Annotated in this window: 10 protein-coding genes; 8 read left to right on the top strand and 2 right to left on the bottom strand. The window is 37.6% G+C overall.

Annotation, left to right across the window (positions count from 1 at the left end):
* Positions 1–35: 35 nt before the first annotated feature.
* The 6 genes from KKD45_01550 to gpmI (KKD45_01525) all read left to right on the top strand — a co-directional run bounded on the left by KKD45_01550 (position 36) and on the right by gpmI (KKD45_01525) (position 8,990).
* Positions 36–2,051 carry a DUF4012 domain-containing protein gene (locus KKD45_01550; protein MBU4309188.1) on the top strand — a complete coding sequence of 672 codons (2,016 nt, stop codon included), beginning with the start codon at positions 36–38 and terminating at the stop codon, positions 2,049–2,051.
* A gap of 31 nt (positions 2,052–2,082) precedes the next feature.
* Positions 2,083–3,090 carry a rod shape-determining protein gene (locus KKD45_01545; GenBank protein MBU4309187.1) on the top strand — a complete coding sequence of 336 codons (1,008 nt, stop codon included), beginning with the start codon at positions 2,083–2,085 and terminating at the stop codon, positions 3,088–3,090.
* Between the two features lie 189 nt (positions 3,091–3,279).
* Positions 3,280–4,449, top strand: a complete 1,170-nt coding sequence (gene pgk / locus KKD45_01540; GenBank protein ID MBU4309186.1) for a phosphoglycerate kinase — start codon at positions 3,280–3,282, stop codon at positions 4,447–4,449.
* Positions 4,450–4,512: 63 nt separating this feature from the next.
* Positions 4,513–5,775 carry a phosphopyruvate hydratase gene (eno, locus tag KKD45_01535; GenBank protein ID MBU4309185.1) on the top strand — a complete coding sequence of 421 codons (1,263 nt, stop codon included), beginning with the start codon at positions 4,513–4,515 and terminating at the stop codon, positions 5,773–5,775.
* Positions 5,776–5,790: 15 nt separating this feature from the next.
* Entirely contained in the window at positions 5,791–7,365 is a 1,575-nt protein-coding gene (gene gpmI, locus KKD45_01530) for a 2,3-bisphosphoglycerate-independent phosphoglycerate mutase (protein MBU4309184.1), read from the top strand.
* Positions 7,366–7,394: 29 nt separating this feature from the next.
* Positions 7,395–8,990 carry a 2,3-bisphosphoglycerate-independent phosphoglycerate mutase gene (gene gpmI / locus KKD45_01525; GenBank protein MBU4309183.1) on the top strand — a complete coding sequence of 532 codons (1,596 nt, stop codon included), beginning with the start codon at positions 7,395–7,397 and terminating at the stop codon, positions 8,988–8,990.
* 55 nt (positions 8,991–9,045) lie between these two features.
* Here the strand turns inward: gpmI (KKD45_01525) and KKD45_01520 are convergent, their stop codons facing one another.
* Entirely contained in the window at positions 9,046–9,480 is a 435-nt protein-coding gene (locus KKD45_01520; protein ID MBU4309182.1) for a divergent PAP2 family protein, read from the bottom strand.
* Positions 9,480–10,232 (bottom strand): hypothetical protein, encoded by a 753-nt coding sequence (locus KKD45_01515; GenBank protein MBU4309181.1) that lies wholly within the window; start codon positions 10,230–10,232, stop codon positions 9,480–9,482. The genes KKD45_01520 and KKD45_01515 overlap by 1 nt, the downstream gene beginning before the upstream one ends.
* Positions 10,233–10,351: 119 nt before the next feature.
* On the opposite strand from KKD45_01515, the gene KKD45_01510 reads away from it, so the two are divergent.
* Entirely contained in the window at positions 10,352–11,839 is a 1,488-nt protein-coding gene (locus KKD45_01510) for a CCA tRNA nucleotidyltransferase (protein ID MBU4309180.1), read from the top strand.
* A 96-nt stretch (positions 11,840–11,935) separates the two neighbouring features.
* Entirely contained in the window at positions 11,936–12,634 is a 699-nt protein-coding gene (locus tag KKD45_01505; protein ID MBU4309179.1) for a peptidylprolyl isomerase, read from the top strand.
* Positions 12,635–12,652: the final 18 nt, after the last annotated feature.

Below are 12,652 nucleotides of genomic sequence, written 5' to 3'. Positions count from 1 at the left end.
TTGATTTTCTTCTTATATCCTGTTATAATATCATTATGTTTAAAAAGGAAAAACAAATTGACATCAATTTTTTGGATACGCTAAAAAATGTCAGAAAAGTCTATGACAAGCTGCCGCTAATTAGAGAAAGGAAAAGAAGGGTTGTGGTGGACAAAGCGTTGAAATACTTCGGTTGGACAATGGTCGGCTTTTTTGTTTTAGCCTTTATTTTTTTATTATTTAATGCGGTTAACCTGGTAAATATTTTTAATGAGTTGAGAAGCGGCAAGAATAATATTGATCAAGCTATTTACTTTGCCAAGGAAAAGGATTTCAAGACGGCCAACGATTATTCAAAATTAGCTGAAAGTAATTTTTCACTAGCTAAGCAAAACTTGGATGGCTATAATAATTTTATCTTAGACAATCTTTTTTATATTAGTGAACAGAAAAATAATTTTTTCTTCTTGGTGTCGTCAATTGATGCGCTTAGTCATGCAATGGCCATCGGAACAGGTATCGGCGCCAACCTACAAACTTCCTTAAATAATGATCAGAGTTTTTTGAAATTAACCAAGGAGGAAAAGCGCAAAGTTTTGAAAATTTTGACAGAAAGTACGATTGATTTTAAGGAGATTCAAAAACAGGTTGATTTTGCTAATAATGAATTGGTAAAAGTAAAAATATCTGGATTATTTAGACTGGGTGAGGGGAAAATTACCGAACTAAGAGACCGCGTATCTGAGCTAAATACTGCTTCCCAAAAAATTATCCCCTTCATGGAGCTGTTACCTAAGGCCTTGGGCTATCCACAGAAGAGTAGTTTCTTGGTGATTTTGCAAAATAGTGATGAACTTCGACCAACCGGTGGCTTTATTGGTACTTATGGTATCTTGCAAATGGAAGATAGTGATTTTTTACGAATGGATACTCATGATGTTTATCATATGGATATGCCGGTCAAGGATAAACTTAAAATTGTCCCACCGGATCCGTTGAAAAAATATCTCGGTGTGGATAATTGGTTTTTGCGTGATGCGAACTGGTCGCCTGATTGGCCTAGTTCGGCTCAGAAGATTGAATATTTTTTTAAAGAAGAAAATAAACTATTAACCGGTAAGGATGATATTAATAACTTTAATGAAGATTTTGATGGCGTGATTGCCATTACGCCTGAACTTATTACTGATTTGTTAATGTTTACTGGTCCGATGATGATAAACGGAGAGGAATATAATCAAGACAATTTTGTAAATTTATTGCAATATAAAGTTGAAAAGGGTTATGTACAATTAGGTGTTCCGTCTTGGGAGCGCAAAGAGGTGATTGGTGAAATTACCAAAGAATTGAAAAAGCGAATTTTTGATTTATCGCCAGTTGATTTATATAATGTTTTTCAAATTGTTGGCAATAACGTAGACAAGAAAAATCTTGTTGCTTATTTCCATGATACAAATTTGGAAAATATAGCCTTAAAGCAGGGCTGGGGCGGCAATGTGATTCAGGCGGCGGGAGATTATTTAATGGTTGTTGATGCCAATATGGCCAGCTTGAAAACTGATGCGGTGATTAAAAGACGTTTGGATTACAAGGTGGAGTCAAATGCCAATGGGTTAACGTCAGAGGTGAAAATAAAATATATTCACAGTGGAGGTTTTGATTGGAAGACAACACGCTATCGAACCTATGTTCGATTTTATGTACCCGAAGGTAGCGAATTTATCGGTGCCGATGGTCTTGATGGTGAAAAGGTGACGACTTATAACGAACTGGGTAAAACAGTTTATACAACTTTTGTTTCGATTGAGCCAGGCACCATTAAAGAAATAACATTGAAATATAAATTGCCATCGACGGTGGCAGATAGCATAAATAAAAATAAAGAATATAATTTTTATTTACAAAAGCAGGCCGGCAGTAGATATGGCGCCTTTAATGTTGATTTTAATTTTGATAAAAAAATAAAAAGCTATAATCCGACTGGGTTATTTGTTAAAAAAGAAAATGATAATAAAATAAACTGGTCTGATGTTTTTGAAACAGATAAGAAATTTACAGTATTAATTAAGTAGTGCGGGAGAGGCGCAAATTTACGTTTAAAATATGTTTATAAAAAGAATTGGAATTGACCTAGGAACAACCTACACCTTAGTTCATTTACCAAAAAGAGGAATAGTAATTAACGAGCCAAGCGTGGTGGCTGTGTCCATGGCGGACAAAAAAATCTTGGCCGTTGGCAATGAGGCTAAGGACATGTTGGGCCGCACCCCTGATTCGATTATCGCTATTAAGCCTTTGAAAGATGGTGTAATTGCTGATTATCGAACAACTGAAGCAATGTTACGTTATTTTATTAATAAGGCTGTTGGTGGCGTGCGTTTATTTCGTCCCGAGGTGATGGTAGCCGTACCGGCTGGCATTTCCTCGACAGAAAGACGTGCTGTGATTGATGCGACTATTGCTGCTGGCGCGAAGGCGGCTTATATTATCAAAGAGCCGGTAGCGGCTGCGATTGGCGCTGATATTCCGATTGGCTCCGCCTCTGGACATATGATTGTGGATATTGGTGGTGGTACAGCCGAAATGGCGGTAATTTCCTTGGGTGGTATCGTGTCGGCGACTTCAGTTCGTGTGGGTGGAAATAAATTTGACGCGTCGATTTTGGAATACGTGCGTCGAAAATATAATTTAGCGATTGGCGAAAGAACAGCGGAGGATATTAAGATTAATATTGGCTCAGCTTTATACTTGGAAGATAAATTAACAATGGAAATTCGTGGTCGCGATATTTTGACAGGCTTGCCACGTGGTATTACGATTACCAGTAGTGATGTAACGGAGGCCCTGCAGCACGAACTAGAAGCTATTATTAGTGCGGCCAAAAAAGTTTTACACGACACGCCACCTGAATTGTCGGCTGATATTATGGATAAGGGAATGGTGTTATCTGGTGGTAGTTCACAATTGCGCAATATTGATCAATTGCTTTCTCGTACAACGGGTGTTCCTGCCTATGTAGCTGATGATCCGTTGCTCTGTGTGGCCAAAGGTACTGGTATTGCTTTAGAAAATCTCGATAGTTACAAACGTAGTATTTTAGCAACTAAATAGTTTCTAAATCGTCATCCCCGCGAAGGCGGGGATCCAGGCGCCACATACTTTGGATACATAATTATAGAGATTCATCTTCATAATAATATTGATAATAAATAATACTTTGTAAATTTTAATTCTCCTTATACTGATAACAATCTACGAGGTACCTGGATCCCCGCCTTCGCGGGGATGACGGAAAAAAATATGAAAATTAAATCAATTAATCATTATAAAGATTTACACGGCAAAAAAGTTTTGTTGCGAGTTGATTTTAATGTGCCAATCAAGGGCGGCAAGGTGCTTGATGATTATCGCATTCTTAAGGCCTTGGACACGATTAATTTTTTACTTAACCACGATTGTAAAATAATTTTGATAACGCATTTGGGTAAGCCAAATCCTGACAAAAGAGAAGAACAATTCTCCGTGAAGCCGATTGTAAGAAAGTTAACGCAGCTTTTGGGTAAGAAGATAAGGGTTATTGATAATTTTGCTTCTTTAGCTGGCGGAACAATTTTGGGCAAGATGAAGGCGGGCGAAATTGTGATGTTAGAAAATATTCGTTACGAAAAAGGGGAATTAACCAATGATGTGAAGCTGGCTAAGAAGTTAGCTAAACTAGCTGAGGTTTATGTTAATGATGCTTTTTCTGTCTGTCATCGAGCCGAGGCAAGTGTCAGTGCAATCAAGAAATATATCCCCTCGTATGCTGGTTTACTCTTGGAGCAAGAGGTTTTAAGTTTGAATAAAGCTTTGCACCCTGTTGACCCACTAGTAGTCTTGATTGGCGGTGCTAAAATTAAGACGAAAATTAAATTGATAAAAAATTTACAAAAAAAAGCGCACCGCGTAATGATTGGTGGTGCCTTGGCAAATAATTTTTTTAAAGTTGATGGTTTTAATGTGGGCAAGTCCATGATTGATAAGGAGTATTTGGATTTTGCCAAAAAATTGGATCGAAAAAATATTCTTTTGCCGGTAGATGTTGTGGTGAGTGCAAGTAAAACGGGTGGAGATATTAAAATTAGAAAATTAAATGAAATAACAGATAGGGATTATATTTTTGATATCGGACCAGAAACAATTAAATTATATGCCCATGAAATCAAGAAGGCTAAAACGATAATCTGGAACGGTCCGATGGGTTTTTTTGAAATCAAGATTTTTAAAACCGGTACGATGGCCCTAGCCCAATATGTGGCTGCGCGGTCCAAGGGTCCAACCTTTGGCGTGGTTGGCGGCGGTGAAACCGTTGAAGCTTTACGTGCGCTAAAAATGGAATATGGCATTGATTGGATTTCGACCGGTGGCGGCGCAATGTTGAGCTATCTGGGTGGCGAAAAAATGCCCGGTTTAGAAGGGTTAGTGAGTTAGGAACAATAATTTTTAAATATTCTAGCTGTCCAGTTATCTGGCTGTCTAGTTGTCTAAAGGTGTATGAAAATAAAAGAAATCATTGCTCGTGAAATTTTAGATTCACGAGGAAATCCAACTGTAGAAACAAAAGTAATCTTGGAAAACGGCATTTCAGCCAAGGCGAGTGTCCCTTCTGGTGCTTCCACTGGTATTTACGAAGCTTACGAGCTTCGAGATGGCGATAAAAAAAGATATAGCGGACAAGGAGTTTTGCAGGCGGTAAAAAATGTCAACACTGAAATTGCAAAAAAATTAAAAGGCGTAGATGTGACCAAGCAAGAAAAGATTGATAAAATAATGATTGATTTGGACGGCACCGAGAATAAAAAAAGATTGGGGGCGAATGCAATTCTGTCCGTTTCTATGGCTGTAGCACGAACGGCAGCATTGGCGCAGGGTCAAGAATTGTATGAATATATCGGCTCAACTTTTAAATTTAAAAAAGAAAAATTTGCCTTGCCGACACCATCATTTAATATTTTTAACGGTGGCAAGCACGCTGATACAAATTTGGATTTTCAAGAGTTTATGATTTTGCCAATGAAGAACATTCCCTTCAAGGAAAAAGTGCGCATGGGCGCGGAAATTTTTCACGAGCTAGGTCATGTTTTAAAATCTAGAAATTTGGATACTGATGTTGGTAACGAAGGTGGCTATGCTCCAGATATTTACAACAGTGTTCAAGCAATTGAAATGATAATGGCCGCAATGATTAATTGTGGTTACAAGCCCGGAGAGGATATTGGCTTAGGTATGGATGTTGGTTCTTCGGAGCTCTATAATCACGAAACTAAGAAATATATTTTTAAGCTTGATCAGGCGCAATTTTCTTCAAACAACTTAATTGGTTTATATAATGAATGGTATCGAAAATTCCCGATTATTTCCATCGAAGACGGTCTTGACCAAGATGATTGGGAAGGCTGGAGAGAGTTAACAAAAGAATTGGGTAGTCACATGTTGTTAATCGGTGACGATTTGTTCGTGACAAATTCAAATAGACTGCGAATTGGCCTAAAGGAAAAAGCAGCCAATGCTGTTTTGATAAAATTAAATCAGGTAGGGACGTTGTCAGAAACAATCGACTGTATTAAATTGGCTCAAACTCATAATTACAAATTAATGATTTCGCATCGTAGTGGTGAGACAACCGACGACTTTATTGCAGACTTAGCTGTCGCTGTTGGCGCTGAATATATTAAGTCTGGTTCACTATCAAGAGGTGAACGCTTGGTAAAGTATAACCGATTAATGGAGATTGAAGACCAATTAAATTTAAAATAATATTTCGAGAAATATATGATTAAAAAAGTCGAAAATGAAACAACGTCACCAATGATATTGATAGTTTTGGATGGCTGGGGAATTGGTGATCCAAATCGTGGTAATGCTATTTCTTTGTCGAAGACACCGGTATTTAATTCATTGATAAAAAAATATCCCAATACAACTCTTTATGCCCATGGAAAGTATGTTGGCTTGCCCGACGGTCAAGTTGGTAATAGTGAGGCAGGGCACATGAATATTGGCGCTGGCCGATTAGTGGAACAAGAGTCGGTAATAATTAGCAAATCCATTGATAATGGCACGTTTGTAAAAAATTCGGCTTTTTTAGGTGCGATCAGACATGCTCGTAAAATGAATTCAAAAATACATTTAATGGGAATGTTATCAAATGGTCAAAGTCCTCACAGCGACCCAGGACACCTTATTGCCTTGATTGAGATGTTGAAAAATAACAACGTTAAAGATGCATATTTGCATCTATATACCGACGGACGAGATTCCCCTAAATATGCTTCATTGAAATTGATTCAAGATCTGGAAAAAAATCATTTGGGTAATTTTAAAATTGCCACAATCGTTGGTAGATTTTATGCCATGGATCGTAAAAAGAAATGGTCAAGAACGGAAAAAACTTTTAACACCCTGACGATTAACAAAGGAAAAATGGCATCAACGGCCATTGGTGCTATTACTGAGGCTTATAATCGTGGCGAGAGTGATGAGTATATTGAGCCATGCATCATCACCAATGATGAAAAAACAAATACTCGAATAGAAGATGGGGATAGTGTTATCTTTTTTAATTTACGGTCAGATCGTAGTCGGCAATTAACTAAGGCTTTTATGCAGCATGGTTTTGATGTCAAGAATCCTGGCGCTTTTTTGCGTGGTAAAAAACTAGAACATCTTTATTTTGTTGCTATGACTGATTTTGGACCAGACTTGAGTGAAGTTTTGACGGCTTATCCTGGTATTGATATTACAAACACTTTGCCAATGGCACTTGCGAATTTTAAGCAACTCTATTTGGCAGAAACAGAAAAATATGCCCATGTAACCTATTTTTTTAATGGTGGTTATTCCGGGACAGTCGCTGGTGAAGATCAAGTAATGGTTCCGTCTCCGGATGTCAAATCATATGATGAAACTCCAAGCATGAGTTCGTCGGAATTAACAAACGTAGTGTTAGAAAACATAAAAAACAATAAAGCAAAATACGATTTCACCTTTGTAAATTTTGCGGCGCCCGACATGATTGGACATACTGGCAATATTACGGCGGGCATAAAATGTTGTGAAAGCGTAGATGTCTGTTTGGGGAGAATTGTTGAGGCCTACCTCAATATTAATGGAACGGTGCTCGTTACCGCTGATCATGGCAACATTGAAGAAATGATAAACTTGGAAACAGAAGAGGTTTATACTGAGCATACGACTAATAAAGTTCCATTTATTTTGATTAATAAAAATAATAATAAAAATATTACATTAAGAAAAAACGGTAGCCTGTGCGATATTGCGCCGACAATATTAAAATTATTGGATATAGAAAAATCAAAAGAAATGAGCGGGAAAAGCCTTATTTAAATAAAACTAATAATTAATTTTATTATATGATGAAAGAAAATATTGAAATAAAAATACCAAAGCCAGTTGTTTTGGTAATTCTTGATGGATGGGGCATTGGACAACCTTATACTGGCAATGCAATAACTCAGTCAAACACTCCGTTTATTAATAGTTTGATTTCTGAATATCCGTCAATGACTTTACGCGCAAGCGGTGAAGCAGTTGGTTTGCCATGGGGTGAGCCTGGTAATAGTGAAGTCGGACATGTTAATATTGGCTTGGGAAAAATTCTTTATCAAGATCTTCCTAGAATTAATAAGGAAATTAGCGACAATACTTTTTATCAAAATAAGGTGCTACTCGAGGCTATTGAGCATGTCAAAAAAAATAATTCCAAATTGCATTTTATGGGCGTTGTTTCTAACGGTTGTGTGCATGGTTCGATTGACCATTTGCACGCTCTTTTAGTTTTAGCCAAGGAGCAGGGAATTGAAAAGGCCTACGTACACGCCATATTAGATGGACGAGACACTTCTTATAACAGTGGTATGAATTTTATCAAAGGTGTCGAAAGAAGTATTGCCGAGTATGGCGTAGGCGCGATTGCTTCGATTGCGGGACGATTTTACACCATGGATAGAAATAATAATTGGGATAGAATAGAAAAAGCCTACGTGACGATGACGGCTGGAGTTGGAAATAAGGCAGAAAGTGCTATTTCGGCCATTGAAAAAAGCTATAATAATAAGGTATATGATGAAGAATTTATACCCACGGTTATTGAGAAGGATGGAAAGCCAGTCGCTTTAATCAATGATAATGATGCAATTGTTTTTTATAATTTTCGTCCAGACCGCGCTCGACAAATAACAAAGGCGTTTGTAGACGAAAAAGTGGAAAAATTTAATCGTGAAAAAAAGATTGATAATTTATATTTTGCTTGCTTTACGGAATACGAAAAAGGATTGCCCGTGAGTGTAGTTTTTGAATCCGATGAAATTAAGAATACTCTTGGCGATGTTGTGGCAGACGGCGGGTTAACACAGTTACGGATTGCGGAAACAGAAAAATATGCCCACGTAACATATTTTTTTAATGGAGGTCGAGAAACAAAGGCGCCCGGTGAAGAGCATGCCCTAGTTCCTTCACCGCAGGTTTCCAGTTATGATGCGAAACCAGAAATGTCAGCAGCGGAAATAACCGAAAAATTACTTAGCGAAATTGAAAGCGATAAACATAACATGATAATCGTTAATTATGCCAATGCTGACATGGTCGGTCATACCGGCAATATCGCGGCGGCGATTAAGGGTGTGGAGTTTTTGGATAAATGCGTGGCTCGAGTTGCCAAGGCTATATTAAGTAAAAACGGCGTCTTGATGATAACAGCTGATCATGGCAATGCTGAGGTGATGTTTAATATGCAAACCGGTCAAATAGACAAGGAACATACCTCCAACCCAGTGCCTTTTATCGTTGTAGGTAATGAATATCGCGGCAAAAGCTTTGGCTGGAAGAATGTGGCCGGCAGTGACCTGAGTCTTATTCAGCCACAGGGAATCTTGTCTGATATTGCGCCAACTATCTTAAAAGTCTTGGGCCTGAAGAAGCCGAAAGAAATGACGGGTATGAGTTTGATGTAATTTTATTTTTAGATATTAAAAAATCCGCCTTAGAGCGGATTTTTTAATTGAGAATTTAGTTTATTAAGTAGAAGCCAATCAAACTTATAGAGATGCCAATGATACTGCCAACAAAGACTTGAAGAGGCGTGTGACCGATTTTTTCTAGTAAGTGAGGGTAAGTGTTGTCAAGCATTTTATCTTCATCTAGGTCTTTGACGAGTAAGTTTAGGGTTTTGCCGTGCTGTCCAAGATATTGCCGCAATCCGACGGCATCGCGAATGATTAAGACGGTCATAACAAATGTTACGGCAAAAAGGGCTGAATCAAATCCTTCGGTGAGACCGACAATCGTCGACAACGAGAACATCATGGCTGAATGACCGGACGGCATTCCTGAATAGGCAGCAAGATTGGAGAGATTGATTTTTAAGTTATTTGAATTGACAAAAAATTTTATCAATTGCGCTGTTAGTCCAGCCAGCGCTGGCAGGAGGATTATTTCATACATTAGCTTGTTTTTTTGTGTGACTTAATTATCTTATGACTGGCAAAAGCGACAGTTAAGAGCAGTATGGTCACAAAATTTAGTAAAATAATGGCAGATATCTTCTTATTATATACTATATCCAATGAAGATTCAAATAGGTTTGGTTTGTATTTGACTGGATTTAAACTAATATTTTTATTTATGTTATTATCGACTTTGGCGACAATATCGTTAGTTTTTGATTCAGGGGTAATAATTTCATTGACAAGAGGTGTGACGGGCGTGCCAAATATTTGCACAATTATTGTAGTACTTTTGCCCTGGAACTTATCTTCGATGACAGCCACGCCAGTTTCTTTGAATTTATCATTTAAAAGGTTTTTTTTATGACTTGGGGAATTGAGCCAGGCCTTAATTGTGCCTTCACTAGTTGTAAAATCTAAGGCTAAATTCTCACCGACGTAGGTATATTTGTAATCAACGCCTTTTATCCAGCTAGAAAACCTTTTGTCGCCAATATCGTGTTGGAAAGTCTGAGATTCGACAATTGACTTAGCCTTGGCGTAAGCCGCTTTGGTTAATAATTCATTAGTGGTTAAGGCGGGAATACTCAAGCTGACTCTTTCTTTGTTTGTAAGGTTGATAATATTTTGCTCGGTGATTGAGGATAAAAAAGCTAATTTTGGCAATAAAAAAATCCCCAGAATTATAAAAATAAGAGGATACGTCAAAAAATAATCAATATTAATTTTTTTAAGTGATGGTTTTTTCATTTTTGTGTTTGTTTTTTGTTTTTTTTGTTCAAGCTGTGTAAAACACTTTTTCTTGATATTTAAATTGTAGCATAAATAAAACTTTGACACAAGAGCGTTTTTAAAGTATAGTTTTTATTATGGAATTACCTAATTTTTTAAAAAATGTTATCAATCAAGTTGAAGAAGCTGGCCATGAAATCTTTATCGTGGGCGGTTCTGTTCGCGATTTCTTGATGAATGTCGAGCCGAAAGACTGGGATTTGACCACTAATGCTGAACCGGAGGAGATTATGGCAATATTTCCGGATGCTCGCTATGAAAATGCCTTCGGCACAGTGATTTTGCCGATTAAAAATGGTGATTTAACCGAACACGTGGTTGAAATTACTACTTATCGTTCCGAACAGGGTTATAGCGACCGCCGCCGACCAGATCAAGTAGTCTTTGAAAAGGAATTGGAAAAAGATTTGGCCCGCCGTGATTTTACGATTAATGCCTTGGCGATGAAGTGCGCCGATTCCAAGATTCAAATTACTGAAGAAATCGCTCCCTATCAATCCAGGGTGGATAATTTTATAATTATTGATTTATTTGGGGGGCAAAAAGATATTCGCAAGAAAATTATTCGCGCTGTTGGTGAGCCGATTGATCGTTTTAAGGAAGATTCTTTGCGTATGATGCGCGCGATTCGTTTTTTGGCGCAATTGGATTTTGAAATCGAACCGAAGACAGAGAGGGCGATTGTTAAAATGTCAGGCGCAATTAAATTTGTCGCCCAAGAAAGAATGAAGGATGAATTGACTAAAATCTTGAAATCAGATCGTCCTTATGATGGTATCAAAGCTTTGCATAAAACGAACATCTTACAGTATATCATTCCCGAACTGGCTAGTGGCGAAGGAGTGAATCAGGCTCATCATCATGTGCATGATGTTTTGAAACACAATCTTTTATCCTTGAAACATTGTCCAAGTAAGGAGTGGCAAGTGCGCCTAGCCGCACTATTTCATGATATTGGCAAACCGAAATCAATGAAAATCATTGATAGTCAGCCAACTTTCTATAACCATGAATACATTGGTTCGAAAATGGTGGACAAAATTATGAAAAGACTGAAGTTCTCCAACGATGATACCGCTCGCGTGGTTAATTTAGTGCGCAATCATATGTTTTATTATAATGCTGGCGAAGTGACTGAGCATTCCGTGCGTAAATTAGTCGCTAAGGCGGGCAAGGAAAATCTCAAAGATTTGATAGATTTGCGCATTGCTGATCGTTTGGGCTCGGATGTGAAAAAAGGCAAGCCTTACAAATTGCGTCACCTTGAATATATGATGGAAAAAGTCCAACATGACCCGGTTTCGGTTAAGGAATTAAAAATTAACGGTTTAGATTTAATGGAATTATTAAAAATCCAGCCTAGTCCGAAAATCGGACAGATTTTGGATGTTTTGTTGTCAGAAGTTTTGGAAGAGCCGGAGCGAAATAATTTGGAATATCTACAACAAAGAAGTATTGAATTGGATAAGATGGACTTGGAGGAATTCCGCTTGAAGGCGAAGGCCTTGATTGAGGAAAAACGTGTAATGGATGATCGAGAATTGAAGAAAGATTTTAAGGTTTAAAATAGTTGTAAAATTAGGCTTTTAAAAAAGGTTAACAAGTTTAACTTTTTTTGTTATTATAGAAATATTGAATTTTACTAATTAAAAAAACAATCTATGAAAAAGTATTTACTTTTTATCGCGATTATTTCTTTATCGTTAACAGGTTGCACAACTAAAAGTGTCGAAACTGTAAATGAAGGGAATGTCCCGGACAACACTGCAAATCAAACCAGTGATTTAAAAAATGACGCTACTTCTGTTGAGAAGACAGCTCAAGAAGATAATACATCAAGTATGGACAACAACAATCAAGAAGATTTGGCGGCTGAATATCAGTTTGCAGTAATTAAAACTAGCAAGGGAGACATTAAGGTTAAGTTTTATGGTGAGGACTCACCAGCGACAGTTAATAACTTTTTAAACTTGGCAAAGAAGGGTTTTTATGATGGTATCAAGTTTCATCGTGTGATTAAGGACTTTATGATTCAGAGTGGTGATCCATTGAGCAAGGACGATGGTATGAAATCGAGATGGGGAACAGGAGGACCAGGTTATGCTTTTGCTGATGAGTTTAATGCACATAAATTGGTAAAGGGTAGTTTGGCGATGGCGAATTCCGGACCAAATACCAATGGCTCACAATTCTTTATTGTAACACTTGATGAGACTCCTTGGTTGGATGGTAAGCACACCAATTTCGGTGAAGTGGTAGAAGGTATGGATGTGGTAATGGCGATTGAAAACTCAGCGACCGAAGGACCAGATCGACCGGTTGTGGATATTGCAATTAATGGTGTTGAATTACTGAAGTAATTAGCGAAAAAATTATTA

The organism is Patescibacteria group bacterium, from assembly GCA_018897195.1.
In the GTDB taxonomy this organism is placed as follows: Bacteria; Patescibacteriota; Patescibacteriia; order Patescibacteriales; family UBA12075; genus JAHILH01.
The sequence above is the reverse complement of the archived record's forward strand: the minus strand, read 5'-3'. Positions and strand labels throughout refer to the sequence as shown.

What these genes read in the sequence shown, in the direction of transcription:
- KKD45_01515 (MBU4309181.1), bottom strand. Translation starts at nt 10,232, where the DNA reads ATGAAAAAACCATCACTTAAAAAAATTAATATTGATTATTTTTTGACG.
- KKD45_01545 (MBU4309187.1), top strand. Translation starts at nt 2,083, where the DNA reads ATGTTTATAAAAAGAATTGGAATTGACCTAGGAACAACCTACACCTTA.
- gpmI (MBU4309184.1), top strand. Translation starts at nt 5,791, where the DNA reads ATGATTAAAAAAGTCGAAAATGAAACAACGTCACCAATGATATTGATA.
- pgk (MBU4309186.1), top strand. Translation starts at nt 3,280, where the DNA reads ATGAAAATTAAATCAATTAATCATTATAAAGATTTACACGGCAAAAAA.
- KKD45_01550 (MBU4309188.1), top strand. Translation starts at nt 36, where the DNA reads ATGTTTAAAAAGGAAAAACAAATTGACATCAATTTTTTGGATACGCTA.
- eno (MBU4309185.1), top strand. Translation starts at nt 4,513, where the DNA reads ATGAAAATAAAAGAAATCATTGCTCGTGAAATTTTAGATTCACGAGGA.
- gpmI (MBU4309183.1), top strand. Translation starts at nt 7,395, where the DNA reads ATGAAAGAAAATATTGAAATAAAAATACCAAAGCCAGTTGTTTTGGTA.
- KKD45_01510 (MBU4309180.1), top strand. Translation starts at nt 10,352, where the DNA reads ATGGAATTACCTAATTTTTTAAAAAATGTTATCAATCAAGTTGAAGAA.
- KKD45_01505 (MBU4309179.1), top strand. Translation starts at nt 11,936, where the DNA reads ATGAAAAAGTATTTACTTTTTATCGCGATTATTTCTTTATCGTTAACA.
- KKD45_01520 (MBU4309182.1), bottom strand. Translation starts at nt 9,480, where the DNA reads ATGTATGAAATAATCCTCCTGCCAGCGCTGGCTGGACTAACAGCGCAA.